Source organism: Rhodovulum tesquicola, assembly GCF_024128855.1.
Taxonomy (GTDB): Bacteria; Pseudomonadota; Alphaproteobacteria; order Rhodobacterales; family Rhodobacteraceae; genus Rhodovulum; species Rhodovulum tesquicola.
Genome location: NZ_JAMYDV010000004.1, coordinates 83868 through 110454 on the forward strand (window position 1 = coordinate 83868; position 26587 = coordinate 110454).

The 26587-nt window shown below is 69.5% G+C and carries 27 protein-coding genes, 1 tRNA gene and 1 riboswitch; of the genes, 17 read left to right on the forward strand and 11 right to left on the reverse strand.

Annotation, left to right across the window (positions count from 1 at the left end; genetic code table 11):
- The first annotated feature begins 3 nt into the window (after positions 1-3).
- The 5 genes from NHN26_RS05685 to dxs are packed head-to-tail and all read left to right on the forward strand — an operon-like array spanning position 4 to position 4743.
- Positions 4-699 carry a response regulator gene (locus tag NHN26_RS05685; protein ID WP_253088538.1) on the forward strand — a complete coding sequence of 232 codons (696 nt, stop codon included), beginning with the start codon at positions 4-6 and terminating at the stop codon, positions 697-699.
- Between the two features lie 39 nt (positions 700-738).
- Positions 739-1674: a histone deacetylase family protein gene (locus NHN26_RS05690; RefSeq protein ID WP_253088539.1), complete on the forward strand. Its 936-nt coding sequence runs from the start codon at positions 739-741 to the stop codon at positions 1672-1674.
- Complete coding sequence (locus NHN26_RS05695) at positions 1671-1913, forward strand: exodeoxyribonuclease VII small subunit (RefSeq protein ID WP_132693354.1); 243 nt, start codon at positions 1671-1673, stop codon at positions 1911-1913. The genes NHN26_RS05690 and NHN26_RS05695 overlap by 4 nt, the downstream gene beginning before the upstream one ends.
- Positions 1913-2782, forward strand: a complete 870-nt coding sequence (locus NHN26_RS05700; RefSeq protein ID WP_253088540.1) for a polyprenyl synthetase family protein — start codon at positions 1913-1915, stop codon at positions 2780-2782. Before NHN26_RS05695 ends, NHN26_RS05700 begins: the two co-directional genes overlap by 1 nt.
- A gap of 26 nt (positions 2783-2808) precedes the next feature.
- The gene (gene dxs, locus NHN26_RS05705; RefSeq protein WP_253088541.1) at positions 2809-4743 is read left to right on the forward strand and encodes a 1-deoxy-D-xylulose-5-phosphate synthase; all 1935 of its coding nucleotides are present in this window, start codon (positions 2809-2811) and stop codon (positions 4741-4743) included.
- On the opposite strand, the gene aroC is transcribed toward dxs, so the two are convergent.
- Positions 4740-5843 (reverse strand): chorismate synthase, encoded by a 1104-nt coding sequence (gene aroC / locus NHN26_RS05710; RefSeq protein WP_253088542.1) that lies wholly within the window; start codon positions 5841-5843, stop codon positions 4740-4742. The two genes, dxs and aroC, sit on opposite strands and share 4 nt — an antisense overlap.
- A 93-nt stretch (positions 5844-5936) precedes the next feature.
- Positions 5937-6044, forward strand: a riboswitch (TPP riboswitch).
- Positions 6045-6082: 38 nt separating this feature from the next.
- On the opposite strand from aroC, the gene thiB reads away from it, so the two are divergent.
- From thiB to NHN26_RS05725, 3 genes are read left to right on the forward strand one after another with little or no spacing between them, the layout of a single operon-like run.
- Positions 6083-7072 carry a thiamine ABC transporter substrate binding subunit gene (gene thiB / locus NHN26_RS05715; protein WP_253088543.1) on the forward strand — a complete coding sequence of 330 codons (990 nt, stop codon included), beginning with the start codon at positions 6083-6085 and terminating at the stop codon, positions 7070-7072.
- Positions 7048-8619 carry a thiamine/thiamine pyrophosphate ABC transporter permease ThiP gene (locus NHN26_RS05720; protein ID WP_253088544.1) on the forward strand — a complete coding sequence of 524 codons (1572 nt, stop codon included), beginning with the start codon at positions 7048-7050 and terminating at the stop codon, positions 8617-8619. Before thiB ends, NHN26_RS05720 begins: the two co-directional genes overlap by 25 nt.
- Entirely contained in the window at positions 8606-9298 is a 693-nt protein-coding gene (locus NHN26_RS05725; protein ID WP_253088545.1) for a thiamine ABC transporter ATP-binding protein, read from the forward strand. Before NHN26_RS05720 ends, NHN26_RS05725 begins: the two co-directional genes overlap by 14 nt.
- A gap of 132 nt (positions 9299-9430) precedes the next feature.
- Here the strand turns inward: NHN26_RS05725 and NHN26_RS05730 are convergent, their stop codons facing one another.
- The 7 genes from NHN26_RS05730 to dapF form a co-directional block, all read right to left on the reverse strand.
- Positions 9431-10219 carry a cytochrome c1 gene (locus tag NHN26_RS05730; RefSeq protein WP_253088546.1) on the reverse strand — a complete coding sequence of 263 codons (789 nt, stop codon included), beginning with the start codon at positions 10217-10219 and terminating at the stop codon, positions 9431-9433.
- A gap of 17 nt (positions 10220-10236) precedes the next feature.
- Positions 10237-11580, reverse strand: coding sequence for a cytochrome b (locus tag NHN26_RS05735; RefSeq protein ID WP_253088547.1), 1344 nt, complete (start codon positions 11578-11580; stop codon positions 10237-10239).
- 11 nt (positions 11581-11591) lie between these two features.
- The gene (gene petA / locus NHN26_RS05740; protein ID WP_253088548.1) at positions 11592-12149 is read right to left on the reverse strand and encodes a ubiquinol-cytochrome c reductase iron-sulfur subunit; all 558 of its coding nucleotides are present in this window, start codon (positions 12147-12149) and stop codon (positions 11592-11594) included.
- A 298-nt stretch (positions 12150-12447) separates the two neighbouring features.
- Positions 12448-13053, reverse strand: a complete 606-nt coding sequence (locus NHN26_RS05745; protein ID WP_253088549.1) for a glutathione S-transferase — start codon at positions 13051-13053, stop codon at positions 12448-12450.
- Entirely contained in the window at positions 13053-13331 is a 279-nt protein-coding gene (locus tag NHN26_RS05750) for a hypothetical protein (RefSeq protein ID WP_132693365.1), read from the reverse strand. Before NHN26_RS05750 ends, NHN26_RS05745 begins: the two co-directional genes overlap by 1 nt.
- 84 nt (positions 13332-13415) lie before the next feature.
- Positions 13416-14681, reverse strand: coding sequence for a tRNA (N(6)-L-threonylcarbamoyladenosine(37)-C(2))-methylthiotransferase MtaB (mtaB, locus tag NHN26_RS05755; RefSeq protein WP_253088550.1), 1266 nt, complete (start codon positions 14679-14681; stop codon positions 13416-13418).
- A complete protein-coding gene (gene dapF / locus NHN26_RS05760; protein ID WP_253088551.1) occupies positions 14682-15518 on the reverse strand; it encodes a diaminopimelate epimerase in 837 nt (278 codons plus the stop codon).
- 110 nt (positions 15519-15628) lie between these two features.
- Between dapF and NHN26_RS05765 the strand changes: the two genes are divergently transcribed.
- Positions 15629-15704: transfer RNA gene (locus NHN26_RS05765), tRNA-Lys, on the forward strand.
- A 433-nt stretch (positions 15705-16137) separates the two neighbouring features.
- Here NHN26_RS05765 and NHN26_RS05770 read toward each other — a convergent pair.
- On the reverse strand, positions 16138-16626 hold the full coding sequence (locus NHN26_RS05770; RefSeq protein ID WP_253088552.1) for a peroxiredoxin: 489 nt from the start codon (positions 16624-16626) through the stop codon (positions 16138-16140).
- Positions 16627-16706: 80 nt separating this feature from the next.
- Between NHN26_RS05770 and NHN26_RS05775 the strand changes: the two genes are divergently transcribed.
- The 4 genes from NHN26_RS05775 (at position 16707) to NHN26_RS05790 (ending at position 20907) form a co-directional block, all read left to right on the forward strand.
- Positions 16707-17915, forward strand: coding sequence for an NAD(P)/FAD-dependent oxidoreductase (locus tag NHN26_RS05775; protein ID WP_253088553.1), 1209 nt, complete (start codon positions 16707-16709; stop codon positions 17913-17915).
- A complete protein-coding gene (rsmD, locus tag NHN26_RS05780; RefSeq protein WP_253088554.1) occupies positions 17912-18487 on the forward strand; it encodes a 16S rRNA (guanine(966)-N(2))-methyltransferase RsmD in 576 nt (191 codons plus the stop codon). Before NHN26_RS05775 ends, rsmD begins: the two co-directional genes overlap by 4 nt.
- Positions 18488-18572: 85 nt before the next feature.
- The gene (locus tag NHN26_RS05785; protein ID WP_253088555.1) at positions 18573-19811 is read left to right on the forward strand and encodes a PAS domain-containing protein; all 1239 of its coding nucleotides are present in this window, start codon (positions 18573-18575) and stop codon (positions 19809-19811) included.
- Between the two features lie 76 nt (positions 19812-19887).
- Complete coding sequence (locus NHN26_RS05790; protein ID WP_253088556.1) at positions 19888-20907, forward strand: DUF6635 family protein; 1020 nt, start codon at positions 19888-19890, stop codon at positions 20905-20907.
- 66 nt (positions 20908-20973) lie between these two features.
- Here NHN26_RS05790 and NHN26_RS05795 read toward each other — a convergent pair whose 3' ends face one another.
- Together NHN26_RS05795 and map are read right to left on the reverse strand one after the other, a co-directional pair.
- A complete protein-coding gene (locus tag NHN26_RS05795) occupies positions 20974-22527 on the reverse strand; it encodes an alpha/beta hydrolase family protein (protein ID WP_253088557.1) in 1554 nt (517 codons plus the stop codon).
- A gap of 75 nt (positions 22528-22602) precedes the next feature.
- Positions 22603-23475 (reverse strand): type I methionyl aminopeptidase, encoded by an 873-nt coding sequence (gene map, locus NHN26_RS05800; protein ID WP_253088558.1) that lies wholly within the window; start codon positions 23473-23475, stop codon positions 22603-22605.
- Positions 23476-23634: 159 nt separating this feature from the next.
- Here map and NHN26_RS05805 point away from each other — a divergent pair, with 159 nt between their 5' ends.
- Genes NHN26_RS05805 through NHN26_RS05820 form a run of 4 tightly spaced genes read left to right on the forward strand, consistent with a single transcriptional unit; the run spans position 23635 to position 26577 of the window.
- Positions 23635-24366: a competence/damage-inducible protein A gene (locus NHN26_RS05805; RefSeq protein ID WP_253088559.1), complete on the forward strand. Its 732-nt coding sequence runs from the start codon at positions 23635-23637 to the stop codon at positions 24364-24366.
- Complete coding sequence (locus NHN26_RS05810) at positions 24363-25094, forward strand: GNAT family N-acetyltransferase (RefSeq protein WP_253088560.1); 732 nt, start codon at positions 24363-24365, stop codon at positions 25092-25094. Before NHN26_RS05805 ends, NHN26_RS05810 begins: the two co-directional genes overlap by 4 nt.
- Positions 25091-25666, forward strand: coding sequence for a peroxidase-related enzyme (locus NHN26_RS05815; protein WP_253088561.1), 576 nt, complete (start codon positions 25091-25093; stop codon positions 25664-25666). The genes NHN26_RS05810 and NHN26_RS05815 overlap by 4 nt, the downstream gene beginning before the upstream one ends.
- A complete protein-coding gene (locus NHN26_RS05820; protein ID WP_253088562.1) occupies positions 25663-26577 on the forward strand; it encodes an OmpA family protein in 915 nt (304 codons plus the stop codon). The genes NHN26_RS05815 and NHN26_RS05820 overlap by 4 nt, the downstream gene beginning before the upstream one ends.
- Positions 26578-26587: the final 10 nt, after the last annotated feature.

Here is a 26587-nt window from a genome sequence, read left to right on the forward strand (position 1 = left end):
TCCATGCCGGGCATTCACCTTCTCGTGGTCGATGACGATGCGCGGATCCGCGATCTGCTGCGCAAGTTCCTGCTGCGCAACGGCTTTCTGGTCAGCACGGCGCGCGATGCCGGGCATGCGCGGCGGCTGCTGGCGGGGCTCGACTTCGACCTGATCGTGCTGGACGTGATGATGCCGGGCGAGGACGGGGTTTCCTTCACCCGCTCGATCCGGTCCGACATCCCGACGCCGATCCTGCTGTTGACGGCGCGGGGCGAAACCTCGGACCGGATCGCGGGACTTGAGGCAGGCGCCGACGATTACCTGCCCAAGCCCTTCGAGCCCAAGGAACTCCTGCTCAGGATCAATGCCATCCTGCGCCGTGTGCCGCAGATCAGCACCCCGGCCGATCTGCCCAAGGTCCTGCATCTGGGGCTGGTGCGCTATGACGTCGGCCGGGGCGAGCTGTGGGCGGGCGACGAACGGGTGCGCCTGACCGCGACCGAGGCGCAATTGATGCGCATCTTTTCCGCCCGCCCCGGCGAGGCCGTCAGCCGCACCCGGCTGGTCGAGGAGCTGGGCCGCGACGGCGACCAAGCCCAGGAACGCGCCGTCGATGTCCAGATCACCCGGCTGCGCCGCAAGATCGAGGCCGACCCGCGCCAGCCGCGCTATCTTCAGACGGTGCGGGGCGAAGGCTACATGCTGGCGCCCGATTGAGCCTTGCCGGGCCCCGCCCCGCCCCCTAGCCATTGCGACATGACAACCGCGCTGATCACCCATCCCGACGCCCTGACCCATGTCACGCCGCCCGGCCATCCCGAACGCGTGGCCCGGATCGAGGCCGTGAACGAGGCGCTGACCGCGCCCGAATTCACCTTCCTGATCCGCGAACCCGCGCCGCTGGCCGACGCATCGCAGGCGCTGCACGGCCATCCGCAGGGCTATATCGACAAGTTCAGGGCCGCGGTGCCGGTCTCGGGCGAGGTGGCGATCGACCCCGACACATGGCTGTCGCCCGGGTCCTGGCAGGCAGCGCTGCGTGGCTTGGGCGGGTGCCTGCGGGCGGTGGACATGGTGCTGGGCGGCGAGGCCCGCAATGCCTTCGTCGCGATGCGCCCGCCCGGCCACCATGCCGAGGCGCGGCGCGCGATGGGGTTCTGCCTGCTGTCCAATGCGGCGATCGCGGCGAAACACGCCCTCGACCATCACGGGCTGGCGCGGGTCGCGGTCATGGATTTCGACGTGCATCACGGCAACGGCACGCAGGACATCCTGTGGGACGAGCCGCGCGCGCTGTTCGTCTCGACCCACCAGATGCCGCTTTACCCCGGCACCGGCGCCCCCGACGAACGCGGCGCGCATGACAACATCCTGAACGTGCCCCTGCCGCCCCATTCCGACGGCGCGCAGTTCCGGGCCGAGGTGGAACGGCAGGTCCTGCCCCGGCTGGACGGGTTTGCACCCGATCTGCTGATCGTCTCGGCGGGGTTCGACGCGCACAGGGCCGATCCGCTGGCCCAGCTTGACCTCGGGGCAGAGGATTTCGCCTGGGTCACCGAACGGCTCTGCGACATCGCCGACGCCCATTGCGGCGGCCGGGTGGTCTCGACACTGGAGGGCGGCTATGATCTGGATGCGCTGGCCGCGTCCGTCGCGGCGCATGTCAAGGTGCTGATGGAGCGGGGCGCATGACCGACAAGCCGGTGTCCGAGATGAGTTTCGAAGAGGCGATGGCCGCGCTGGAGGCGGCGGTCACGGCGCTGGAACGGGGCGATGTCCCGCTCGAAGAGTCGATCACGCTGTCGGAACAGGCCGCGACGCTGAAACGGCATTGCGAGAAGAAGCTGAAGGAAGCCGAGGAAAAGGTCGCCCAGATCACGCTGGACGGCAACGGCAATCCCACCGGCACCACCCCCGTCGAGGGGATGTGATGTTCCAGTCGCAACTGAAGGACGCCGCCGCCCTGATCGAGGCGCGGCTGATGCGGGCCTTGGCCGATGCCGCCGACCAGCCCGTGACCCATGCGATGCGCTATGCGGTGGCGGGCGGCAAGCGGCTGCGCGGCTTTCTGGTGATCGAGGGGGCGGCGCTTTACGGCGTGTCGGCCGGTCAGGCCGTGCATGCCGCCGCCGCCATCGAGGCGATCCATGCCTATTCGCTGGTCCATGACGACATGCCCTGCATGGATGACGACGACCTGCGCCGGGGCCTGGCCACGGTGCATATCAAATGGGACGAGGGCACCGCGCTGCTGGTGGGCGATGCGTTGCAGACGCTGGCCTTCGGCCTGCTGGCCGATCCCGCCTGCCATCCCGACCCGTCCGTGCGGATCGACCTCGTGGCATCGCTGGCGCGGGCCGCGGGCATCGACGGCATGGTGCTGGGCCAGGCCCAGGACATCGCGGCGGAAACCGCAGGCCGGGCGCTGAGCCTGGCCGAGATCACCGAATTGCAGGCCAACAAGACCGGCGCGCTGATCCGCTGGTCGGCCGAGGCGGGCGCGCGGCTGGGCGGCGCCGATATCGCGCCCTTGTCATCCTACGCGACCGCGCTGGGGCTGGCCTTCCAGATCGCCGACGACATCCTCGATGTCGAGGGTGACGTGGAAAGGACCGGCAAGCGCGTGCAGAAGGATGCCGATGCGGGCAAGGCGACCTTCGTCTCGCTGCTGGGGCTGGATGGCGCCCGGGCAAGGGCGCGCGATCTGGTGGACGAGGCCTGCGCCGCGCTGGACCCCTTCGGCCCAAGGGCCGATGCCTTGCGGGAAACCGCCCGCTTCGTTATTGCGCGCGACACCTGACCCACGCGCCCCAAAGGACCGATCGCTTGACCAACCGTCCCCATACGCCGCTGCTCGACCGCGTCACCAGCCCGACCGACCTCAAGGGCCTGTCCGATGCCGAGCTGATCCAGCTGGCTGACGAATTGCGGCAGGAAACCGTTTCCGCCGTGTCCGAGACCGGCGGGCATCTGGGCGCGGGGCTGGGCGTGGTCGAACTGACCGTGGCGCTGCATGCGGTCTTCGACACGCCGCGCGACCGGCTGATCTGGGATGTCAGCCATCAATGCTATCCGCACAAGATCCTGACCGGACGGCGCGACCGCATCCGCACCCTGCGCCAGAAGGACGGTCTGGCGGGCTTCTGCAAGATGAAGGAAAGCGAATACGACGCCTTCGGCGCGGGCCATTCCTCGACCTCGATCTCGGCCGCGCTGGGCTATGCCGTCTCGCGCGACCTGGGCAGCGCGCCCGAGGCGGGCGTGGGCGACGCCATCGCCGTGATCGGCGACGGGGCGCTGTCGGCGGGCATGGCCTACGAGGCGCTGAACCATGCCGGTCACCTCAAGACGCGGCTCTTCGTGATCCTGAACGACAACGAGATGTCCATCGCCCCCCCGGTGGGCGCGATGTCGACCTATCTCAACCGGCTTTACGCGGGCGCACCCTTCCAGGAGTTCAAGTCGCTGGCCAAGGGCGCGGTCGGTTTCCTGCCGCAACCCTTCCAGGAAGGCGCGAAACGCGCCAAGGACCTGATCAAGCATGTCACCGTCGGCGGCACGCTGTTCGAGGAACTGGGATTCTCCTATGTCGGCCCGGTGGACGGGCACGATCTGGACCAGCTTCTGCCGATCCTGCGCACCGTCAAGGCCCGCGCCACCGGGCCGATGCTGATCCATGTCATCACGAAAAAGGGCAAGGGCTACGCCCCCGCGGAAAACGCGCCCGATTGCGGCCATGGCGTCTCGAAATTCGACGTGGCGACCGGCGAACAGGTCAAGACTCCCGCCAACGCGCCCAGCTATACCAAGGTCTTCGCCAACGCCCTGATCGCCGAGGCGCGGACCGATCGCAAGGTGGTCGCCGTGACCGCCGCCATGCCGGACGGCACCGGGCTGAACCTTTTTGCCGAACGCTTTCCCGAACGCAGCTTCGACGTGGGCATCGCCGAACAGCATGCCGTGACCTTCTGCGCCGGGCTGGCGGCGGGCGGGCAGAAACCCTTCTGCGCGATCTACTCGACCTTCCTGCAACGGGGCTATGACCAGATCGTGCATGACGTGGCGATCCAGCGCCTGCCCGTGCGCTTCGCCATCGACCGGGCGGGGCTGGTGGGCGCCGACGGGCCGACCCATGCGGGCGCCTATGACACCGCGTTCCTGGCCAACCTTCCGGGTTTCGTGGTGATGGCCGCCGCCGACGAGGCCGAGCTTGTCCACATGGTCGCCACCGCCGTGGCCCATGACGAGGGCCCGATTTCCTTCCGCTTCCCCCGCGGCGAGGGCGTGGGCGTCGAGCTGCCCGAAAAGGGCACCCCGCTGGAGATCGGCAAGGGCCGCATCATCGCCGAGGGCGAGCGCGTGGCGCTGCTGAATTTCGGCGCCCGGCTGAAGGAGGTGCGCGAGGCGGCGCAGGCGCTCTCCGCCCATGGAATCCGCCCCACCATCGCGGATGCCCGCTTTGCCAAGCCGCTGGACGAGGACATGACCCTGCGCCTCGCGCGCGAGCACGAGGCCGTCATCACCATCGAAGAGGGTGCAGTCGGCGGCTTCGGCAGCCATGTCGCGCAGCTTTACGCCGAACGGGGCGTGTTCGACCGCGGGCTGAAATTCCGCGCGATGATGCTGCCCGACATCTTCATCGACCAGGCCAACCCCGCCGACATGTATGCGGTCGCCCGCCTGAACGCCCGCGACATCGAGACCAGGGTGATCGAGGTTCTGGGCGCCTCCGGGGCGGCGATGCGGCAGGCCGGGGCCTAACCGATAAGGCCACGCACCCCGCCGGTCTGTCCCCGGTCCAGCAGCAGGTGGTCCAGGATCACGCAGGCCATCATCGCCTCGCCCACCGGCACGGCGCGGATGCCGACACAAGGGTCATGGCGGCCCTTGGTGACGATCTGGGTTTCCTCGCCCGCCCGGGTGATCGTGCGCCGTGGCGTCAGGATCGACGAGGTCGGCTTGACAGCAAAGCGCACCACCACGTCCTGCCCGGTCGAGATGCCCCCCAGGATCCCGCCTGCATGGTTCGACGCATAGACCGGCTGGCCATCCGCGCCCGGCGCGATCTCGTCGGCATTCTCGACGCCGGTCAGCGCGGCGGCCGCCATGCCCGCACCGATCTCGACGCCCTTGACGGCATTGATGCTCATCATCGCGGCGGCCAGATCGCTGTCGAGCTTGCCATAGACCGGCGCGCCCAGACCGGCGGGAACGCCCTGCGCCACCACCTCGACCACCGCACCGACCGAATTGCCCGACTTGCGCATCTCGTCCAGATAGGTGGCCCAGTCCTCGGCCGTCCGGGCATCGGGGCACCAGAACGGATTCGCCTCGATCTCGGCCCAGTCGAATCGTTCGCGGTCGATCAGATGCGGCCCCATCTGCACCATGTAGCCGGTGATCCGGATCCCGGGCGCCAGCACCCCCAGCACCGCGCGCGCCACGCCGCCCGCGGCCACCCGCGCCGCGGTTTCGCGCGCCGAGGACCGTCCCCCGCCACGCGGATCGCGGATGCCGTATTTCTGCCAATAGGTGATGTCCGCGTGTCCCGGCCGGAACGCCTGGGCGATATCGCCGTAATCCTTCGACCGCTGGTCGGTGTTGCGGATCATCAGCTGGATCGGCGTGCCGGTGGTCCGCCCCTCGAACATGCCCGACAGGATTTCCACCGCATCGGGTTCCTGGCGCTGGGTCGTGAACCGGTTCTGCCCCGGCCTGCGCCGGTCCAGCCAGTGCTGTAGCATCCCCTCGTCCAGCGCCACGCCCGGCGGGCAGCCATCGACGGTCGCCCCCAGCGCGGGCCCGTGGCTTTCGCCCCAGGTGGTGACGCGGAACAGGTGGCCGAAACTGTTCAGGCTCATGCGGGCTCTCCTTCTGGCGCGTCCGGCATAGCGGGCGGGCGCCGCCCCCTCAAGAGCTTTGCCTTGCGGGAATGGCCGCGGGGCGTTAGCGTCGGGTTTACCTCGGGGTGCCCCGTCATGGGGCTGAGATGCGGAAAGGCCCGCGAACCCGTCGAACCTGACCCGGTTAGAACCGGCGGAGGGAAGGTGACTGGACAACCTCCACCCTTGCCCGACCGCCCCGCAAACGGAGGATGACCATGCGACTGCCGCTCATCGCCGCGGGGATTCTGTGCGCCACGACCGCCGTGGCCGAGACCCCCGTGCTGACCGTCTATACCTATGACAGCTTCATCTCGGACTGGGGGCCCGGTCCGCAGATCGAAACCGCGTTCGAGGCCATCTGCGGCTGCGACCTGCGCCTTGTCGCGGCGGGCGATGGTGCGGCGCTTCTGGCCCGGCTGCGGCTGGAGGGCGCGCGCAGCCCGGCCGACGTGGTGCTGGGGCTCGACACCAACCTGATCGCGACGGCCACCGAAACCGGCCTGTTCGCGCCGCATGGGATCGCGCCGCCCGCGCTGGATCTGCCCGTCGAATGGACCGACGCGACCTTCCTGCCCTATGACTGGGGCCATTTCGCCTTCGTCTACGACAAGACCCGCCTGCCCGAACCGCCCGACAGTTTCGAGGCGCTGATCACCGCCGAGGGCCTCAAGATCGTCATCCAGGATCCGCGCAGTTCCACCCCCGGCCTCGGATTGCTGATGTGGGTCAAGGCCGCCCATGGCGACCGCGCGCCCCAGATCTGGGCCGGGCTTGCCCCGCGCATCCTGACCGTGACCAAGGGCTGGTCGGAAAGCTACGGGATGTTCCTGGAGGGCGAGGCCGACATGGTGCTCAGCTACACCACCTCGCCCGCCTATCACCTGATCGCCGAGGACGACGACAGCAAGGCCGCCGCGCCCTTTGCCGAAGGCCATTACCTTCAGGTCGAGGTCGCAGGCCGCGTCGCCTCCTCGGACCAGCCGGAACTGGCGCAGGATTTCCTGCGCTTCATGCTGTCGGATGCCTTCCAGTCGGTGATCCCGACGACCAACTGGATGTATCCGGCCGTGACGCCCGCGGCCGGGCTGCCCGACGGGTTTCAGACCCTGTTCCGCCCCGAAACCTCGCTTCTGCTTTCCGCGGAAAAGGCCGCGGCGGTCCGCGATACGGCCCTGGCCGAATGGCGCGACGCGCTCAGCCGTTAGGGCGCGCGCTGCCCGCGGGGCTGGCCGCGGCGGGCGCGATGCTGGGGCTGAGCCTCGGCACGCTGGCCGCGGTCGCCTGGCGGGCCGAGGGCGCCGCGACGCTCGGCCCCGCCGACTGGGCGGCGCTGCGCTTCACGCTGACCCAGGCGCTGCTGTCGGCGGCGCTGAGCGTGGCGCTTGCGGTGCCGGTGGCGCGCGCGCTGGCCCGGCGGCAATTCCCGGGCCGCGCGCTGCTGATCGCCCTGCTCGGCGCGCCCTTCATCCTTCCGGTGATCGTCGCGGTCATCGGGCTTCTGGCGGTGTTCGGGCGCAGCGGGCTGATCTCGCAGGCACTGGCCCCGCTGGGCCTTGGCCCCATCGACATCTACGGGCTGGGCGGCGTGGTGCTGGCGCATGTTTTCTTCAACCTCCCGCTGGCCACGCGGCTGATCCTGCAAGGCTGGCTTGCGATCCCGGCGGAACGGTTCCGGCTGGCCGCCTCGCTCTGCTTTTCGGCGCGCGATGTGGCCCGGCTGCTGGAATGGCCGATGCTGCGCAGCGTGCTGCCCGGCGCCTTCCTCGTGATCTTCCTGATCTGCACGACCAGTTTCGCCGTGGCACTGACGCTGGGCGGCGGGCCGCGGGCGACGACGGTGGAACTGGCGATCTACCAGGCGTTCCGGTTCGAATTCGATCTGGGCCGCGCCGCCCTGCTGTCGCTGATCCAGGTCGCGCTTTGCGCAGGCGCGGCCGCGCTGGCCTTCGCGGTGACGGTGCCGGGCGGGTTCGGCGCGGGGCTCGACCGGCCGCTGGCCCGCCGGGATGCAGGGGGACCGGGGCTGCGGCTGCTGGACGGGCTGTGGATCGGGCTTGCCGCGCTGTTCCTGCTGGTGCCGCTGGGAATGATCGTGGCGCGCGGGCTGGCCGGTATCCTCGATCTGCCGCCCTCCGTCTGGCAGGCCGCAGGGCGCTCGCTGGCGGTGGCGCTGGGCTCGGCGGCGCTGACGCTGATTCTGGCCCTGCCGATGGCGCTGGCGGCGGTGCGGCTGGGCGGGGCGCCGGGGGCAGCATTGCAGGCGGCCGGTCTGATGACGATTGCCGCCTCGCCGCTGGTGATGGGCACGGGGCTGTTCATCCTGCTCTTTCCGCTGGCCGATCCGGTCGCGCTGGCCCTGCCGCTGACCGCGCTGGTCAACGCGGCGATGAGCCTGCCCTTCGCCCTGCGCGCCCTGACCCCCGCCGTGGCCGAGGCCGAGGCTGGCTTTGGCCGGCTTGCCGACAGCATGGGCCTGCGCGGCACCGCCCGGCTGCGGCTGGTGCTGCTGCCCCGGCTGCGCCGACCCATCGGCTTCACGCTTGGCCTCGCGGCGGCGCTGTCCATGGGCGATCTCGGCGTCATCGCCCTGTTCGCCGATCCCGACCGGGCCACCCTGCCCTTGCAGCTCTACCGGCTCATGGCCGCCTACCGGATGGAGGCGGCGGCGGGGGCAGCCCTTCTGCTGCTGGCGCTCAGCCTCGGACTGTTCTGGATCTTCGACCGCGGAGGGCGCATCCATGCTCAGGCTTGAGCGGCTCGAAATCCGGCAGGGCGCGTTCCGTCTCTCGGCGGATGTCACCGTCGAACCCGGCCGGATCGTCGCGCTGCTGGGGCCGTCGGGTGCCGGAAAATCCACACTTCTCGACGTGATCGCCGGGTTCCTGCCACCCACATCGGGGCGGGTGCTGTGGAACGGCACCGATCTCGGCCCGCTGGCCCCGGGCGCGCGGCCGCTCTCGATGCTGTTTCAGGACAACAACCTCTTTCCCCACCTGACCGCCGCGCAGAATGTCGGTCTTGGCCTGCGCCCCGACCTGCGCCTCTCCACCGATCAACGCGGCGCGGTCGACGCGGCCTTGGCCCGCGTCGGGCTGGAAGGTCTGGGCGCGCGCAAACCCGCCGAACTCTCGGGCGGCCAGCGCGGCCGGGTGGCGCTCGCGCGGATCCTGCTGCGCGGCCGCCCGCTGATGCTGCTCGACGAACCCTTCGCCGCACTCGGCCCCGCGCTCAAGACCGAGATGCTGGGGCTGGTCAGGGATCTCGCCCGCGAAACCGGCGCGACGGTCCTGCTGGTCACCCACGACCCCGCCGATGCCCGCGCCATCGCGGACGAGACCATGCTGGTCGCGGACGGCATCGCGCATCCCCCGCACCCCACCGCGGCGCTCCTGGCCGACCCGCCCGCGGCGCTGCGCGCCTATCTGGGCTGACCCTTCCCTTCTTCTGGCCGGAAATATCCTCGGGGGGTCCGGGGGGCAGACGGCCCCCCGGCCTCCGCCAGGGGGCAAGGCGTAACGAAAAACGCGCCCCTAGGGCGCGTTTTCCTTCCGATCCGGACGGGATCAGACCTGTTTCTTGGGCTTGTAGGGCGCCCAGAGACGCTTGTTCGTCAGGTAGAGCAGAACCGTCAGCACCGTCAGGAACATCACCGAGACGAAGCCCGCCTGTTTGCGCGCCATCAGATGCGGCTCCGCCGCCCACATCAGGAAGGCCGCGACATCCTTGGCCTCCTGCTGGATGGTGGCTTCGGTGCCGTCGGCATAGAAGACATCATCCCCATAGAGGATCGGGGCCATGCTGCTCCAGTTGTCGGGGAAGACATGGTTGTAGTAGAAGAACGACCCCGCCTCTTCCTTTATGTCATCGGTGAAGGATTGCAGGTAGGTCGCGATGTATTCCGCGCCGCCCATGCCCTTGAAGAGCTGGTTGAGCCCGGTGCCATGCGGCCCGTGGAACCCGGCGCGTGCCTTGGCCATCAGGCTCAGATCCGGCGCGTTGGGGTCCATCGATTCGGGGAAGTGGTCGGTCGGCTCGGCCGGCCGCCAGTCTTCCAGCTCCTCGTCGAACACCTCGAAGGTGCCCGCGTAGTCGCGCATCGCCTCGTCGCTCAGGCTGGGACCGCCCGGATCGGCCAGCGTCCGGAAGGCCACCAGTTCCAGCCCGTGGCAGGCCGAGCAGATCTCGGTATAGATCTGCAGGCCGCGTTGCAGCTGGGCCTGGTCATAGCGGCCGAAGGGACCCTCGAACGAGAAGTCGTAATCGGTCACATTGGCCCCGCCGCCGGCGGCGAGGGCGCCGCCCGCCCCAAGCGTCAGGGCGGTCAGCGCGGTGATCGTGAGTTTCTTGAACATTCTTCCGATCCCTTCTCTCACTCGGCGGGGCTGGGGGCGGCCTTGCCGCTGGCCGCGCCATCGCCGTAGTGGGCGTTGAAGTCTTCCTCGATGGTCGCGGGCTGGGGCAGCGGCTTCTCGATCACGCCCAGCACCGGCAGCACCACCAGGAAGAACCCGAACCAGACGACCGAGCCGATCAGCGCGATGGTCGGGTAGATGCCCTCGGCCGGCATGGCGCCCGCCCACATCAGGACGAAGAAGTCGATGAAGAAGATCCAGAAGGCGACCTTGAACATCGGCCGGAACCGTCCCGAGCGCACGTTCGACGTGTCAAGCCAGGGCAGCAGCGCCATGACCAGGATCGAACCGAACATCGCCAGCACGCCGAAGAACTTGGCGTCGATCACGCCGAAGGACATCCAGTCGAGCAGCTGAACCGCCCAGACCTCGCCGTCGAAGGCCCGCAGGATCGCGTAGAACGGCAGGAAGTACCATTCGGGCACGATATGGGCCGGCGTCACCAGCGGATCGGCGGGGATGTAGTTGTCCGGATGGCCCAGGTAGTTCGGCATGAAGCCGACGATGGCGAAGAAGATCACCAGCACCACGCCCAGCGCGAACAGGTCCTTGATCACGAAATAGGGCCAGAACGGCAGGGTGTCGGCATCGGCCTCCTGGCGCGAGCTGCGGCGCACCTCGACCCCGGTGGGGTTGTTGTTGCCGGTCGTGTGGAAGGCCCAGACATGCACGATGGACAGACCCAGGATCACGAAGGGCAGCAGGTAGTGCAGCGAGAAGAAGCGCGTCAGCGTCGGGCTGTCCACCGCCGGGCCGCCCTGAAGCCAGATCAGCAGCGGCTCGCCGACCCACGGGATCGCACCGAACAGACCGGTGATCACCGTCGCGCCCCAGAACGACATCTGCCCCCAGGGCAGCACATAGCCCATGAACGCGGTCGCCATCATCGCCAGGTAGATCAGGATGCCGATGATCCAGGTCAGTTCGCGCGGGCTCTTGTACGAGCCGTAATAGATGCCGCGGAAGATGTGCAGATAGACCGCGACGAAGAACAGCGAGGCGCCGTTCATGTGCAGGTAGCGGATGAAATCGCCGCCATTCACGTTCCGCATGATGTGCTCGATCGAGGCAAAGGCCATGTCGGCATGCGGCACATAATGCATCGCCAGCACGATGCCGGTGACGATCTGCAGCACCAGCGTGAAGAACAGCACGACGCCCCAGATCCACATCCAGTTCAGGTTCTTCGGGGTGGGGATCATCAGGGTATCGTAGAGAAGGCCGACGATCGGCAGGCGCCGATGCAGCCACTTCTCGGAGCCCGATTTCGGCTCGTAGTGATCGTGAGGAATACCGGACATCGGGTGCTCCCTTAACCGAGTTGAATGGTCGTCTCGTCCACGAAGGACGCGACCGGGATGTACAGGTTCTCGGGCGCAGGCCCTCTGCGGATGCGCCCTGCGGAATCGTAGTGCGACCCGTGGCAGGGACAGAACCACCCGCCGTAATCACCCGACTGGTTGCCGATGGGCACACAGCCCAGATGGGTGCAGACGCCGATCATGACCAGCCAGCGGCCATCCTCGTCCATGGCGCGGTTCTGGTCCGTGGCCTGGCCCGGCTTGTTCGGGTTGCGCGAGTCGGTATCGACCAGATCGCCAAGGGGGATCGAGCGGGCCAGTTCGATATCCTCCTGCGTGCGCAGGCGGATGAACACCGGCTTGCCAAGGAATTTCACCGTCAGCTGCTGGCCTTCGACAACCGAGGACACGTCCACCCGGATCGAGCTGAGCGCCTGGACATCGGCAGAGGGGTTCATCTGGTTGATCAGCGGCCAGGTCGCCGCCCCGGCGGTCACGACACCCGCGCCCGCCGTCGCATAGTAAAGGAAATCGCGGCGGGTACCGTCGTGATCTTCTGCGTGCGACACGAGAAATTCTCCTTTCCATGACCGGAGGTCCGGTCGGTTCGCAAAGAGGCCGCAGGAAAAGCCCCGGCCTTTTCCGGACTTACCTAGCCCCCGTTAACACTTGCGTCCAGCGGACATAGTCGCGCAGCAAGGGGGGTGGGCCGGTCAAATTCCGGTCGACTGTCGTATACCCGGCACACATGGCCTCAGCCAGAAGAATCTGGGTGCTTAGAGCGATTCTGAGACGTTCCACCGCATGCGGGACGCGCCTGCGGACGTTCCGGGCGCCCGTCTCGGCTCACGGCCTTTTGACGAGGCATCAGCCCCCCGGAGCGGTCTGTTCCATCGCCGGGCGCCGGGCGATTCCCGCCTCCCAGGCGGCCAGCGACTCGCGGCCCTGCCGCCAGTCGCACGCGCCGTGGCGGAAATCAAGATAGCCCAGCGCACAGCCCAGCGCGATCTGCCCCATTGTCAGCGGTCCGGCAAGCTGGCTGATCCAGCGCGCCTCGATCGCATCCAGCGCGCGGGTGACCCTGTCCCATTGCCCCTCGACCCAGGGCGCGCTGCGCTCCGCCTCGGGACGGCAGCGCGTCTCGTAGACCATCAGCACGGCGGCATCCATGATGCCATCGGCGGTCGCCTCCAGCGTCAGCACCTCCCACAACCGGCTTTCGGGATAAAGCCCGCCCCCCGCCCGCGCATCCAGATAGCGGCAGATCACCCGGCTGTCGTGAAGCGCCGGTCCCTCGGGGCGGGTCAGGACGGGGATCTTGCCCAGCGGGTTCTCGGCCAGCGGCATCTGTCCGGGGTCCAGCGCGGTGCCCGCCGCAGGCAGAACCTCGACCGCGTCGATCTGGCCGGTCTCGATCAGCACCACCCGCACCTTGCGGCAGAAGGGCGAGGCCGGATTGTCGTAAAGCTGCATCATACCCGGCGGAAACGGATGCGGCCCAGCGCGCTCGCGTCGATCTCGATGCCGGGGCCGGCCGGGCCCACGCGGATCGTGCGTTTCATCCGCGCGCCGCCATTGACCTGTTCGCTGTCGCGGCGGAACTGCACGCCCTCGTGCAGCTCGTCCATCGCATCCTCGCTGCGCTGGTCGCGGCGCAGCGGCGTGCTGTAGCGGGTGATGGCATAGGCCGCCAGCGCCAGCGCACCATAGCGCAGCGCCACACCGGCAATCGGGGCAATCGGCAGAGGCATCGCGGTCCCTCCCTCGGTCGGCGAAAGGATAGGCGAAGGCGGGGCGGCTGTCCATTCACGCATGTCTGCGGCCAGGATCAGACCCTATTCCGCCTGAAGTCGCCCGTCTGCCTGCCCGGTGACGGTCACGGTCACGATCTGCCCCTCGGGCCGGTCGCTTGACAGGTCGACCTCGGCGAACTGCTCGGTCCGCCCCATGCGCGGGCTTTCCATCAGGACGCGATGGCTGCGGCCCACCTGCGCGGCCAGATGCGCGGCGGCGGCCCCATCGCCCGCAGCACGCAACCGCGCAGCCCGGTCGCGGATCGCGGCGCCGTCGACCTGCGGCATCCGGGCCGCGGGCGTGCCGGGCCGCGGCGAATAGGGAAAGACATGCAGCCAGGTCAGGCCGCATTCCTCGACCAGCGCCAGCGAGTTCGCGAACATCGCCTCGGTCTCGGTCGGGAAACCGGCGATGATGTCGGCACCAAAGGTCATGTCCGGGCGCAGCGCGCGCGCCTCCCGGCAGAAGCGGATGGCGTCGGCGCGGGAATGCCGCCGCTTCATCCGCTTCAGGATCAGGTCATCCCCCGCCTGCAAGGACAGGTGCAGATGCGGCATCAGCCGGTCTTCCCCGGCGATGGCCCGCATCAGCGCCGGATCCGCCTCGATGGAATCGATCGACGAAATCCGCAGCCGCGCCAGCCCCGGCACCAGCCGCAGGATGCGCGCCACCAGATCGCCCAGCCGCGGTGCCCCCGGCAGATCCGCGCCCCAGCTTGTCAGGTCGACCCCGGTCAGCACCACCTCGTTATAGCCGCGCTCCACCAGCCGGGCGATCTGGTCCACCACAACGCCCGCGGGCACCGACCGCGAATTGCCCCGGCCGAAGGGGATGATGCAGAAGGTGCAGCGATGGTCACACCCGTTCTGCACCTGCACATAGGCACGGGATCGCGTGCCGAAGCCGTCGATCAGGTGGCCCGCCGTCTCGCGCACCGACATGATGTCGTCGACCATGACCCGCTCGGTCTCGCCGATGAAATCGGGGCCTGCGAGTCGCGCCCAGGTCTCGGGGCGCATCTTTTCGGCATTGCCGATCACCAGGTCGACCTCGTCCATCGCGGCAAAGGTCTCGGGCTCGGTCTGGGCGGCGCAGCCCGTCACCACGATCCTCGCCCGCGGATTGTCGCGGCGCAGGCGGCGGATTTCCTGCCGTGCCTTGCGCACGGCTTCGGCGGTGACGGCGCAGGTGTTCACGATCACCGCGTCGTCCAGCCCCGCGCGGGCGGCCAGTTCCTTCATCGCCTCGGTCTCGTAGGCGTTCAGCCGACAGCCAAGCGTGGTAAACCGGGGGGCGGCGCGATCCATCTAGAGCGCCCCCAGAAAGGCCGGGGTCAGCACCCCGTCAAAGACATGCGCCGTCGGCCCGGTCATCCAGACGCCATCCGCGCGCCAGTCGACCTGCAATTCGCCGCCGTCCAGATCGACCGTGACACGGCGCCCGGTCAGCCCCCGCCGGGCCGCCGCAACCGCAACCGCGCAAGAGGACGACCCCGAGGCCAGCGTGATCCCCGCGCCCCGCTCCCACACCCGCATCTGCAGCCGGTCGGGGCCGGTGACCTGCACCACCTGAACATTGGTGCGCGCCGGGAACAGCGGGTGATGTTCATGCGCGGCGCCAAAACCCGCCAGGTCCACCGCCGCCACATCCGGCACGAAAAAGGTGCAATGCGGGTTGCCCATCCCCGTCGCCACCGGATCGCCCGGGATCGGCAGATGCAGGCTGTCCATCGGCCCGGCCAGCGGGATATCGGCCCAGTCGAGCAGGGGCGCCCCCATATTGACCGAGGTCAGCCCGCCCCCGGCATCGCAGGCCGCCAGCATCCCGCGTTCGGTGACCAGCCGAAGCGCCGCCTTGCCGGTTTCGTCCATCAACCGGCGCGCGATGCAGCGGGTCGCGTTGCCGCAGGTGGCCGAGGCCGACCCATCGGCATTGAAGAACACCAGCCGCGCATCGCCCCCCTCGGCAGGCTCGATCACCGCCAACTGGTCGAAGCCCACGCCCCGGTGCCGATCGGCAATGGCCGCGACCAGGCCGGGCGTCAGCGGCACCCCGCCCGCGCGCGCGTCGATCACGACGAAATCATTGCCCAGCCCATGCATCTTGGCGAAGGGCAGACCGTTGCTATGAAGCGTTTCGACCATGGGGCCGCCCTATACTCCCCCCGCCGCGCCGAATCCAGCGGCACCGTGCAAGGCGGCCGTTTTTGCCCTTGACCGCCTGCCGCGCATTTCCTACAGAGCGGGCCTCAAGTGGGCCGTTAGCTCAGTTGGTAGAGCAACTGACTTTTAATCAGTGGGTCGCAGGTTCGAATCCTGCACGGCTCACCACTTGTCACGATCATCCTTGGTGTCCGGCGCTGTCGGCGGATCCTGCGACCTCGTCCGGCGGGTTCGACACCTCTCGTTCGCCGTCTGGCCGGGCGATCAGCGTCTCGAAGGCTGAACAGGCCAGCCCCTCGCGGCCCGCCGCTTCGGTGGTCAGCCGCACCGGGGCGCGGGTCTTGTGTCCGGCGCGACGTTGCCCGGCCGGTTCAGGAACTCCCCCCGAAGAACACAGCGTTGCCCGACCGGCGCTGGCATTGCGGCCCCTGCGGCAGTGCAAAGACGGTTCTCCCGCAGTGAGAAACGCCCGCAAGGCGAGCCAGGCATCACCCCGATCCGGGCAATGCAGAACCGGGCCACGGGGGTCGATCGGCGGCCCCGTCCGAACCCGGCCCTCAAGACCCGCCCGACACCCCGTCGCGCGTCGGGCGGGCCTGGCTCAGAGCGCCTCGAGCAGGGCTTCCCCGGCAGAGATGCCGCATTCGCCGGGGCTTTCCTCCAGATTGAGGACGCTCACCACCCCGTCATCAGCGATCAGGGCATAGCGGCGCGAGCGCGACACCAGACCCACTGGCAGCGCGGTGAAATCCAGACCGATCGCCTTGGTAAAGGCGCCTTGCGGATCCGACAGCATGGTGATGCCGACGGCGGTGGCGCCGGTGGCCTCGCCCCAGGCCTTCATCACGAAGGGGTCGTTGACGGCAAGGCAGATCACCTCGTCCACGCCCTTGGCCGTGAGCTGGTCCATCACCCGCACGAAGCTGGGCACATGGGCCGAGTGGCAGGTGGGGGTAAAGGCGCCGGGGACGGCGAAGATCACCACCTTGCGGCCCGCAAGCGTCTCGGAGAGTTTCACCTCTTCGGGGCCGGCCTCGCCCAGTCGGACGAAAGTGGCCTCGGGCAGGCGGTCGCCGGTGGAAATCGTCATTTCTGTCCCTCCTGATGGATTGCAAACGGTTTCGGCCGTCAGATAGTGTCTGCCCCGGATCGTGCCAGAGCGGAAGTGCAATGTCCCGTATCGTCATCATCGGCGCCGGTCAGGCGGGGGCGGCGCTGGCCGCGAAACTGCGCGCGCTGGGGCATGAGGGGCCGATCACCATGATCGGCGAGGAACCCGCGCCCCCCTATCAGCGCCCGCCGCTGTCCAAGAAATACCTGCTGGGCGAGATCGGCGTCGAGCGGCTCTATCTGCGTCCGGCAGAGTTCTATGCCGAGCACGGGATCGAGCTGCGGCTTGGCCTGCAGGCGGCGCGGATCGACCGGGCGGCGCGCGTGGTGCATGCGGGCGGCGCGGCCATCGGCTATGACATGCTGGCGCTGACCACGGGCGCGGTGCCGCGGCGTCTGCCTGCGGCGATGGGCGGCGATCTGGGGGGCGTGCATCTGGTGCGCACGCTGGCCGATGTGGACGGCATGGCGCCCGCCTTCCGCGAGGGCGCCCGGGCGCTGATCGTGGGGGGCGGCTATATCGGGCTCGAGGCGGCGGCGGTCGCCGCGGCCCGCGGGCTGAAGGTGACGCTGGTCGAGGCGGCAGCGCGGATATTGCAGCGCGTGGCCTGCGCCGAGACATCGGACTGGTTCCGGGCCTTGCATCTCGCCCATGGCGTCGATCTGCGCGAGGGCACGGGGCTGGTGCGGCTGACCGGTGACGGCCATGTGCGCGGGGCCGATCTGACCGATGGCACGGCGCTGGAGGTGGATTTCGTGATCGCCGGCATCGGGGTCACACCCGCGACCGATCTGGCCGAGGCCGCAGGGCTGACGATCGAGGACGGGATCGCGGTGGATGCGCTGGGGCAGACCTCGGACCCGGCGATCTGGGCGGCAGGCGATTGCGCAAGCTTTCCCTGGCGCGGCGGGCGGCTGCGGCTGGAAAGCGTGCAGAACGCCATCGACCAGGCCGAGGCGGTCGCCGCGAACATGCTGGGGGCCGGGGCCGCCTATGATCCGAAACCGTGGTTCTGGTCGGACCAGTATGACGTGAAGTTGCAGATCGCGGGGCTGAACACGGGCTCCGATCATGTCGTGGTGCGGCCGGGCGAGAAGACCGGCATCAGCCACTGGTATTACCGCGGCGCCGACTTGCTGGCGGTGGACGCGATGAACGAGCCGCGCGCCTACATGACCGCCAAGCGCCTGATCGAGGCCGGGCGCTCGCCCGACCCGGCGCTGGTGGCCGATCCGGCGGTCGATCTCAAGACCCTGATGGCGGCGTGAGGATCATCGCGGGGCGATACCGCGGGCTCAGGCTGACCTCGGTCGGCAAGGGCGATCCGGCGGCGCATCTGCGTCCCACCGCCGACCGGGTGCGCGAAAGCCTGTTCAACATCCTGACCCATGGCGCCCATGGCGATCCGGTGACCGGGGCGCGCGTGCTCGACCTGTTCGCGGGCACCGGCGCCCTGGGGCTGGAGGCGCTGTCGCGCGGCGCGGCGCATGTCGCCTTCGTCGAAACCGGCGCCAGGGGGGCTGCGCTGATCCGCGAGAATGTCGCGAAATGCCGGGCCGAGGCGGAAACCGTGCTGATCCGGCGCGATGCGACGCGGCTGGGGGCCTGTCCGGGGGCGCCCTTCGATCTGGTCTTTCTCGACCCGCCCTATGGCATGGGGCTGGGCGAACGGGCACTCGCCTCGGCGCTGGCCGGCGGCTGGATCGCGCCCGGCGCGCTGATCGTCTGGGAGGAGGGCGCGGAGATCGCCCCGCCCGACGGGTTCGACCTGCTGGACAGCCGCCGCCACGGCGAGACATCGGTCACGATCCTGCGCCGGACTCCGCCGAGGGACGTCTAGCAACATTTTGGAAAGACATGGCCCCATAGGTTGGGCAGGATTTTCAATGGGCTGCGAGTCGCGGCCCGTCACAAGGGGATTGTCCATGCGTCAGACCGGCGGCCGCGAACCGATCCCCGACCGGGGCGAGGTCGCATTCGGGCTCGACGAGATCTTCTATTCCCGCACCGATCAGCGCGGCGTGATCCGGGCCGGGAATTCCGTGTTCCGGCGCGTCTCGGGCCATGACTGGAAGGACCTGATCGGCGCCCCGCACAAGATCATCCGCCACCCCGACATGCCGCGCGCGGTGTTCTGGCTCTTGTGGCAGACGATCCAGGGCGGCCAGCCGGTCGCGGCCTATGTCAAGAACAGGGCGCGCGACGGGCGGCATTACTGGGTCTTCGCCGTGGTCCTGCCGATCGAGGGCGAGTTCCTGTCGGTGCGGATCAAGCCCTCGGCCCCGCTTTTCGAAATCGTGCGCACCGAGTACGACGCGCTGCGGGCCCGCGAACAGGACGAAAACCTGCCCCCCGAGGCCAGCGCCACGCTCCTGCTCGCACGGCTGGGCGAGCTGGGCTTCTCGGGCTATGCCGACTTCATGTCCCGGGCGCTCAGCCAGGAACTGGCGGTGCGCGATGCCGCCTCGGGCCGGGCACGCTGCGAAAGGCTGGCCGAGATCGAAGCGGTCAGCGACAGCCTCGGCGCAGCCGCGCGCGAACAGCGCGACCTGATCCGGACCTTCGGCGCGCTGAAATCGGTGCCGACCAATATCCGTATCCTCGCCAACCGGCTGGAACCCGCGGGCGGGCCGATCACCGCGATTTCCGAGAACTACAAGACCGCCTCGGGCGAGATCGTCACCCGGCTGAACGGCTTTGCCGGGCAACAGGACAACCTTTGCGACCGCATGGGCCGCGTGGTCGGCGACGCGGTCTTCCTGATGGGCTGCGCCGAGGTGCAGTCGGAACTGGTCCGCCAGTTCCGCGCCGAGGCCGGAACGCCCGGCCCCGGCGACAGCGCGGCCGAGATGGCCTCCCTGACCGCGCTGGAGGCCGCGTGCAACACGCGCGCCCGGACCGGTCTGGCCGAGGCGATGCGCGTGGCGCGCACGCTCTCGCAGGCCAGCAACGATCTGCGCCGGATGGTCGCGGGGCTCGATTCGATCCGCGTCATGGGGCGGGTCGAATGCGGCCGCCTGACGACCGGCGGCGAAAGCCTGTCCAGCATGATCGAGGATCTCGACATCTATCACGGCGCGATCAAGGACCGGCTGGAGGCGATCATCCGGCTGTCGGAACGCATCCATTGCGGCGCGGAACGCTACGCCAGCCGGGCCGCCTGAACCCGCTGCACCCGGCCCTGCCGAAATCCGCCGCCGCCCACTGGCGGGGCGGCAGGCGGCCGCCTATCTGACGGCGATGCGCCCCGATCCCCTTCCCGCCCCTGCCCCCGCGACCGGCCAGGACCCCGGCCAGGACCCCGGCCCGGACCAGGGCATGGCGGGGCCGACGGGGGAAACGGATGCCGCGCTGATCGCCGCCGCCCGCGCCTATTTCGCCCAGCGCCGCGCGCGGGTGCCGGGTTTCGTGCGGGAACGGTTCGGCCTGCGCGGCACGCTGGCGCTGCACCGCCACGCGCTGGGCTGGGACATCCTCAGGGCCCCGGCCAACATGCTGCTCTCGCCGGTGCTGGTGCTGGCGCGGCTGGGCGCCGGGGCGGCCGGGCGGCTGGGCGCGCGGCGGGTCTCGCACTGGCTTGCCTCGCGCCGGGTGCTGTTGCCGACCGCCGTATCGCGCGCGGCCGGGCGGGCGATCGTCGTCGACCTGCTGGAACTGCCCTGGGACGGGCCGGGCGGGGCCAGCACCGGCGACGCGCTGGCCCGCGCGATCCTTGCGGATCCGACGCTGGCCGGGCTGGTCGCGACCCGGCACGCGGCCGGGGCGCAAAGCGTCCGGGCGCTGTCGGAATATGGCGGCACGCGCAGCGCGGTGGCCGAGGTGACGACCGCGCTGGGCGCGCTCGGGGCGGGGGCTTTCGCGTTCCACGCGCTGACGCCGGGCATGCTGTCGCTGGCGCCGGGGCTGGCCGCGGTGCTGGCGCAGCAGGCCGCGATTGCCGCCTTTCCGCTGGGCGGGCTGATGGGGTCGGCCTGGTACGGGCTGTTACCGGCCGCCGCCTCGCCCCTGCTGATGGCGGGCGTGGCGCTCGGGCTGGTCGCCTCGGGCGCACTGGCCGCGGCCTTTGCAGGCGTGATCGCCGACCCGGTCCAGGCGGCGCTGGGGCTGCATGAGCGCCGCCTCAACCGGCTGATCGACGCGATGGAGGATGCCTTTGCGGGCACCGGCGAGCGTGGCTTTGCCGCGCGCGAACATTACCTCGCCCGGCTGCTCGACCTCTCCGATTCGGGGCTGGCGGCGCTGCGGGCCATGTCGGGCTGAGGCGCCGCGCCCTGTCTTCTTCTTGGCGAAAATACCCAAACCGCAACGGCGGATGCGGGCGCGCGCTCAGACCGCCTGGAACATCGGGAAGGTCACGCCCAGCGCCCAGGCCAGGAACAGGCCCAGCCCGATGCCCGCCCCCGCAGGCCGCGCCGTGGCCCGGCCGATCCAGCCGCCCATCATCCCGAACAGCAGGAAGAACAGCAGCACCACCGGCAGGATCACCAGCAGGAAGAACAGCCGCTCGAAATCCAGCGCCGTGGCGATCCCCAGCGAGATCAGGAAGGCCCCGCGCGCGGTCAGGCTGCGCCAGAGCGGCGCGCGCCCGCCCTCGACCATCAGCGCATCCGACAGCATGTAAGGCACCGTGCCCAACGCCATCGCCGCGATGATCGCAAGCCGGATCGGGATCGGATAGAAACTGGTGACATAGCGATCCATCGCCAGCCCGAAGACGCAGATGCCGTAAAACGCCACCAGCCCGGCCAGCATCAGGATACGCCCCGCCTCGGCCCGGCCGGGCCAGCGCAACTCGCCCCACCACCACAGCAGCGCCAGCGCCAGCGCGCCATAGGCGGCGAAATGCAGCGCAAGATATTCGGCCACCAGCACCGGGAAAAGCTGCGTCTCGACCGGCGAAAGCGCAAGCGGCACGACAAGCGCGGGCAAAAGCGCCACCACAAGGAAGCGGTTGCGCGACAGCGGTTCGGGGCGCGGCTCATGGGTCTTTTCGCGCAGCCGGGCCAGCGGCCAGGCAAGGGCCACGATGCCGGTCAGCAGCAACGCGATCCAGCCGCCCATCCGCGCCACCGGCCCGTCGCTCTGCCGCCCGAAGGTGGCATCCAGCCAGGCGCGGGTCTCCTCGATCATCGCTGGCGACCAGATCACGCCGACATGCTCGACATTGGGCGCCAGCACCGCGCGGCGGGCAGTCCCAAGCGCCGGATCGCCCACGGTTTGGCCGAATTCGGCGTCGGGATCGGCCAGCGCCAGCGCCGCGCGCGCGTCGGGGATCAGCCGCCCCTCCCACGCGCCCTGGATCATCAGCAGGTTGCGCGGCGCGCTCGGCGTGATCGAATCGTTGGACATCGACACCCCGACCGTGGCGGCCAGCCGGTCATCGACCACCGCCTGCCGGATCGCGATATAGCTGCCCATGGAATGCCCCATGATCGCCACCCGCCCATCGGCCCAGGGCTGGGCAAGGGCGGCGTCGATCACCCGCCCGGTCTCGGCCATCAGCAGGATCGCGGTGCCCTCGGGGCTGTCCAGATCGCCCGACATCGGCACAGGGTTGCGGCCATGCCCTTCATAGTCGAAGGCGACCACGGCATAGCCCGCGCGGGCCAGCGTCAGCGAACTTGCCTGCATCAGCGGCCGGGATCCGGCAAACCCGTGCGAGACGATGACCACCGGCGCCGGGCCGCTGTCGGGCAGCCGGTAGACCGTGGCGGGCGTGCTGCCGGTGCCGGGCACGGGCTCGATCAGGATGCCCGCGCGTTCGGATTCAAGTTGCCAGACCGAAAGGACGATGGCCAGGACGGACAGGATCGCCACGGCCAAGCGGGCGGGCGTCAGCCGCCAGGCAAGACGGTGTTGCGGCGCGTCGGCATGGATCATGGCGGGCTGTCTCCTGCGGCCGGTCCTGTGAGGCGAGGATCTAGGGCGGGATCGGCGCGGGACAGGGGGCGGCCTTCAGCGATAGGTGGGGTGAAAGAGACCGGCGGGCGAAAGCGTGAAGATCTCGACCCCCGTGGCGGTGACCCCCACGGAATGCTCGAACTGCGCCGACAGCGTCCTGTCGCGGGTGACCGCGGTCCAGTCATCGGCCAGCACCGCGGTTTCCGGGCGGCCCAGATTGACCATCGGCTCGATGGTGAAGAACATCCCCTCTTCCAGCCTGGGGCCCATGCCGGGCTGGCCGTAATGCAGCACATTGGGCGGGGCATGGAACACCCGGCCCAGGCCATGGCCGCAGAAATCGCGCACTACGCTCATCCGGTGCCCCTCGACATAGGTCTGGATGGCGTGGCCGATATCGCCGAAGGTCGCGCCGGGGCGGACCGCCTCGATCCCCTTCATCAGCGCGTCATGGGTGACCTCGATCAGCCGCCCGGCCTTGCGGCCCAGCCTGCCCGCGACATACATCCGCGAGGTGTCGCCATACCAGCCATCCACGATCACGGTCACATCGACATTCAGGATGTCGCCATCCATCAGCACATCGTCGGCGCGGCGCTTTTCCAGATCCTTCGAGATCGTCTCGGTGCCGCTTTTCGGGATCGGGGCGCCGGGGATGCCGTGGCAGACGACATGATTGACCGAAATGCAGCTTGCGTGCCGATACCCCTTGTAGCCGATCGTGGCCGAGCTTGCGCCCTTGGCTTCGACCAGCTCGCCGATCACGCGGTCGATCTCGCCCGTGCGCCGGCCGGGCTGGATCAGCGGCACGATCTCGTCCAGAATCTCCGCCGCCACCCGGCCAGCCGCGCGCATCCCGGCGAAATCCTCGGGGTGATACAGGCGGATATTGTCCCGGGTGCGGCGGTCGCGCGATCTGTCGTCCAATGGCTACTCCTCGGCTTCTCGCGCGGAAAGATAAGCCGCAGCGCCGCCAAAGGCCAGAGCGTGCAATCGCGGCGGACCGGCGCGCCCGGCGCGAGGGGGCTTTGAAACCGCAAGGCAGGCTCCTATACCGGTGGCAAGGGCCGGACAAGGAGGGCAGGCATGGGCAATCCCACGGCGGCGATGCTGGTGATCGGCGACGAGATCCTCTCGGGGCGGACCCGCGATGCCAACATGCATTTCCTGGCGGGCGAACTGGTCAAGCACGGCATCAGGCTGGCCGAGGTGCGGATCGTGCCCGATATCGAGCCCCGCATCGTCGAGGCGCTGAACGCGCTGCGGGCGGGCCATGACACGGTCTTCACCTCGGGCGGCATCGGGCCGACGCATGACGACATCACCGCGGATGCGGTGGCCAAGGCGTTCGGCGTCGGCATCGACGTGCGCGAGGATGCCCGCGCCCTGATGCAGGACTATTGCGACCGGATGGGGCGCGATCTGAACGCGGCGCGGCTCAGGATGGCGCGGATCCCCGATGGCGCCAGCCTGATCGAGAACCCGATTTCCGCAGCACCCGGCTTTCGCATCGGCAATGTCTGCGTGATGGCGGGCGTGCCCTCGATCTTTCAGGCGATGGTGGCGGGCGTGCTGCCGACGCTGACCGGGGGCGATGCCCTGCTGTCGCAAAGCCTGACGCTGCAACGCGCCGAGGGCGATATCGCGGGCGCGCTGCGTGGGCTGGCCGAGGCGTTTCCGGGACTCTCGATCGGGTCCTACCCCTTCGTGCGGGACGGGGTCTATGGCACGAATGTGGTGATCCGGGGCACCGACGGGGCCCGGATCGACGCCGCCATGGGGCAATTGTCGGCGCTCTTCCCCGAGGCGATCGCGTGACGCCCGCCCGGCTGTTCGCGGCACAGGAGGCCACCTGGCCACCCGCCGCCGTGACCCAGGTCGGTCCCTTCCGCATCCGCGAGGGGCAGGGCGGCGGCAACCGGGTCTCGGCGGCCAGCGCCGAAGGGCCGGTCAACGAGGCCGATCTGGCCAAGGCCGAGGCCGCGATGACGGCGCTGGACCAGGTGCCGCTGGTCATGGTGCGGCCGGGCGAGGACGCGCTGGACGCGCTGCTGGCGGCGCGGGGCTATGCAGTCGTTGACCCGGTGGTGATGCTCGCCGCGCCGGTGGCCGACCTCGCCGCCGAGCCGCCCGCGCCGGTGACCGCCTTCACCGTCTGGGAACCGCTGGCGATCATGGACGAGCTGTGGGCGGAGCTGGGCATCGGCGCCGCGCGGCGCGCGGTCATGGCGCGGGTCGCAGGGCCGAAAACCGCCCTGCTCGGCCGCCAGAACGACCGCGCCGCCGGGGCGGGCTTTGCCGCGATCCATGACGGGCTGTGCTTCGTGCATGCGATGGCCGTGACGCCGGGGCATCGGCGGCAGGGCGCGGCCCGCAACATGATGCGGGCGGCAGCGCAATGGGCACAAGATCAGGGAGCGGAACAGATCGTCGTTCTGGTGACCGAGGCGAATGCGGCCGCACGCGCGCTCTATGCTTCCTTGGGGATGCGGGATGTGGGACAGTATCACTACCGGATGAAACCGACGCCAGTGCCCCAGCCGTGACCCAGGACCGCGACCTTCCCACCGCCCTCGACCTGCCGCCGGTCGATCCGCTGCCGCCCGAGACGCGGAAATATTTCGACATCTGCGCCGAAAAGCTGGGCCTCGTGCCAAATGTGCTGCGCGCCTATGCCTTCGACATCGCCAAGCTGAACGCCTTCACCGCGATGTATAACGACCTGATGCTGGGCCCAAGCGGGCTGAGCAAGCTGGAACGCGAGATGATCGCGGTCGTCGTCTCGTCGATCAACCGCTGCTGGTATTGCCAGGTCGCCCATGGCGCGGCGGTGCGCGAGTTGTCGGGCGATCCGGCGCTCGGCGAGGCGATGGTGATGAACTACCGCGCCGCGAAACTGGACGCCCGTCAACGCGCGATGCTGGATTTCGCCGCCAGACTGACCGAGGACAGCCACAGGATCGAGGAATCCGACCGCCAGGCCCTGCGCGATCAGGGCTTCACCGACCGGGACATCTGGGACATCGCGGCCGTCGCGGGCTTCTTCAACATGTCGAACCGGATCGCCTCGGCCAGCGGGATGGAGCCGAACCCGGCCTATCACGGCGCCCATAGATGAGATTTCACGGTCTGGCGGTGGTCATGGCGGCGCTGCTCGCCCCGGGCGCGGTTGCGGCGCTGACCCCACCCGAGGGCGCGACCGCGACCGCGGAAGAGCAGGTGGCACTCGGCACGGTCGCGGTCCCGGTGGGCGCTCACGATGGCACCCATGTGCCCGCGATCGCGGCCGAGGGCGCGATCACCCGCCGGGCCTGGCACGAATCGCTGGACGGCCGGACCACGATGCAGATCCTCGCGCCCCTGCGCGACCGTCTGCTGGCCGACGGGTTCCTGCCGATCCTCGACTGCGCGGCCGATAGCTGCGGCGGGTTCGATTTCCGCTTTGCCACCGACACGCTGCCGGCGCCCGTGATGCATGTGGACCTGGGCGATTTCCGCTTTCTCTCGGCCCGGCGGCTGACCCGGGCGGGGCCGGAATACGCGACGCTGATGGTCAGCCGGTCGAGCACGCGGGGCTTCGTGCAGGTGACGCGGATACGCCCGGCCGCCGCGCCCGAGACCGCCCCCCGGGCGGAGGCGCCGCAGGCCGGGGACGATCTGGCCGCGCGGCTGGATCGCGACGGCCGGGCGGTGCTGCCCGATCTGGATTTCGACACCGGCGCGGCAACGCTCAACGGGGGCGACATCGCCTCGCTTCAGGCGCTGGCGCAGTATCTGGCCGACAATCCGGGGCTGACGCTGATGCTGGTCGGCCATACCGACGCGGTGGGCGCGCTGGAGGGCAATATCGCGCTCTCGCGCCGCCGGGCCGAGGCGGTCCGCGCCCATCTGGTCGAGCGGCTGGGCGTGCCCGCCACCCGCGTCACCGCGGCCGGGGCGGGCTTTCTGGCCCCCGTGGCCAGCAACCGCAGCGAAGAGGGCCGGATGCAGAACCGCCGGGTCGAGGCGATCGTCACCGCGCTGGAATAGCGCGGCGGCG

Excerpts from the sequence above, each read along its gene's own strand:
- thiB (WP_253088543.1), top strand. The coding sequence starts at position 6,083 with ATGCGACTGCCGCTCATCGCCGCGGGGATTCTGTGCGCCACGACCGCC.
- NHN26_RS05745 (WP_253088549.1), bottom strand. The coding sequence starts at position 13,053 with ATGCAGCTTTACGACAATCCGGCCTCGCCCTTCTGCCGCAAGGTGCGG.
- NHN26_RS05690 (WP_253088539.1), top strand. The coding sequence starts at position 739 with ATGACAACCGCGCTGATCACCCATCCCGACGCCCTGACCCATGTCACG.
- NHN26_RS05720 (WP_253088544.1), top strand. The coding sequence starts at position 7,048 with ATGGCGCGACGCGCTCAGCCGTTAGGGCGCGCGCTGCCCGCGGGGCTG.
- NHN26_RS05725 (WP_253088545.1), top strand. The coding sequence starts at position 8,606 with ATGCTCAGGCTTGAGCGGCTCGAAATCCGGCAGGGCGCGTTCCGTCTC.
- NHN26_RS05795 (WP_253088557.1), bottom strand. The coding sequence starts at position 22,527 with ATGATCCATGCCGACGCGCCGCAACACCGTCTTGCCTGGCGGCTGACG.
- NHN26_RS05790 (WP_253088556.1), top strand. The coding sequence starts at position 19,888 with ATGCGCCCCGATCCCCTTCCCGCCCCTGCCCCCGCGACCGGCCAGGAC.
- NHN26_RS05820 (WP_253088562.1), top strand. The coding sequence starts at position 25,663 with ATGAGATTTCACGGTCTGGCGGTGGTCATGGCGGCGCTGCTCGCCCCG.
- NHN26_RS05805 (WP_253088559.1), top strand. The coding sequence starts at position 23,635 with ATGGGCAATCCCACGGCGGCGATGCTGGTGATCGGCGACGAGATCCTC.
- NHN26_RS05700 (WP_253088540.1), top strand. The coding sequence starts at position 1,913 with ATGTTCCAGTCGCAACTGAAGGACGCCGCCGCCCTGATCGAGGCGCGG.
- NHN26_RS05750 (WP_132693365.1), bottom strand. The coding sequence starts at position 13,331 with ATGCCTCTGCCGATTGCCCCGATTGCCGGTGTGGCGCTGCGCTATGGT.
- NHN26_RS05695 (WP_132693354.1), top strand. The coding sequence starts at position 1,671 with ATGACCGACAAGCCGGTGTCCGAGATGAGTTTCGAAGAGGCGATGGCC.
- NHN26_RS05735 (WP_253088547.1), bottom strand. The coding sequence starts at position 11,580 with ATGTCCGGTATTCCTCACGATCACTACGAGCCGAAATCGGGCTCCGAG.
- dapF (WP_253088551.1), bottom strand. The coding sequence starts at position 15,518 with ATGGTCGAAACGCTTCATAGCAACGGTCTGCCCTTCGCCAAGATGCAT.
- NHN26_RS05730 (WP_253088546.1), bottom strand. The coding sequence starts at position 10,219 with ATGTTCAAGAAACTCACGATCACCGCGCTGACCGCCCTGACGCTTGGG.
- NHN26_RS05785 (WP_253088555.1), top strand. The coding sequence starts at position 18,573 with ATGCGTCAGACCGGCGGCCGCGAACCGATCCCCGACCGGGGCGAGGTC.
- NHN26_RS05685 (WP_253088538.1), top strand. The coding sequence starts at position 4 with ATGCCGGGCATTCACCTTCTCGTGGTCGATGACGATGCGCGGATCCGC.
- aroC (WP_253088542.1), bottom strand. The coding sequence starts at position 5,843 with ATGAGCCTGAACAGTTTCGGCCACCTGTTCCGCGTCACCACCTGGGGC.
- mtaB (WP_253088550.1), bottom strand. The coding sequence starts at position 14,681 with ATGGATCGCGCCGCCCCCCGGTTTACCACGCTTGGCTGTCGGCTGAAC.
- NHN26_RS05775 (WP_253088553.1), top strand. The coding sequence starts at position 16,707 with ATGTCCCGTATCGTCATCATCGGCGCCGGTCAGGCGGGGGCGGCGCTG.
- NHN26_RS05770 (WP_253088552.1), bottom strand. The coding sequence starts at position 16,626 with ATGACGATTTCCACCGGCGACCGCCTGCCCGAGGCCACTTTCGTCCGA.